The organism is Paraburkholderia heleia NBRC 101817 (assembly GCF_000739775.1).
Taxonomy (GTDB): domain Bacteria; phylum Pseudomonadota; class Gammaproteobacteria; order Burkholderiales; family Burkholderiaceae; genus Paraburkholderia; species Paraburkholderia heleia.
Genome location: NZ_BBJH01000103.1, coordinates 1 through 910, shown reverse-complemented (window position 1 = coordinate 910; position 910 = coordinate 1). Strand labels below are relative to the sequence as shown.

Annotated in this window: 1 protein-coding gene; it reads left to right on the top strand. The window is 65.9% G+C overall.

Annotation, left to right across the window (positions count from 1 at the left end; genetic code table 11):
• Positions 1-5: 5 nt before the first annotated feature.
• Positions 6-910: MFS transporter (locus BHE01S_RS35850; RefSeq protein ID WP_063769123.1), on the top strand; the 905-nt coding region annotated here is incomplete at its 3' end.

Below are 910 nucleotides of genomic sequence, written 5' to 3'. Positions count from 1 at the left end.
CCCGCATGAGCGCGCCCGAGTTGCGCGCGACCGTCTCGCTCGCGGCGATCTTCGCGCTGCGCATGCTCGGTCTGTTCATGATCATGCCGGTGTTTTCCGTCTACGCGAAAACCGTTCCCGGCGGCGACAACCTTCTGCTGGTCGGCATCGCGCTCGGCGCCTACGGCGTCACGCAGTCGCTTCTCTACATTTTCTACGGCTGGATCTCGGACAGGGTGGGCAGAAAGCCCGTCATTGCCACCGGCCTCGTCATCTTCGCGATCGGCAGCTTCGTCGCGGCGGGCGCGCACGACATGGTGTGGATCATCGTCGGGCGGGTGATCCAGGGCATGGGCGCGGTGTCGTCGGCCGTGCTGGCGTTCATCGCCGACCTGACCGCCGAGGAGCACCGCACCAAGGCCATGGCGATGGTGGGCGGCTCGATCGGCATGTCGTTCGCCGTGGCCATCGTCGGCGCGCCGATCGTGTTCCATTGGGTCGGCATGAGCGGCCTGTTCGCGCTGGTCGGCGTGTTCTCGATTCTCGCGGTGGGCGTGGTGATCTGGATCGTGCCCGATGCGCCCAGCAAGCCCGTGCACGTGCGCGCCCCGTTCGCCGAGGTGCTGCACAACGTGGAGCTGCTGCGCCTGAACTTCGGCGTGCTCGTGCTGCACGCCACGCAAACGGCGCTCTTTCTCGTTGTGCCGCGCCTGCTCGTGGACGCGGGCCTGCCGGTCGCGTCGCACTGGATGATCTACCTGCCGGTCATGGGCCTCGCGTTCGTCATGATGGTGCCGGCCATCATCGTCGCGGAGAAGCGGGGCAAGATGAAGGCCGTGCTCCTTTCTGCGATCGGTCTTATCCTGATCGGCCAGCTATTGCTCGGCTCGCTCGCGCATACACTTGTCATCGTGTCAGGCGTGCTGTTCGT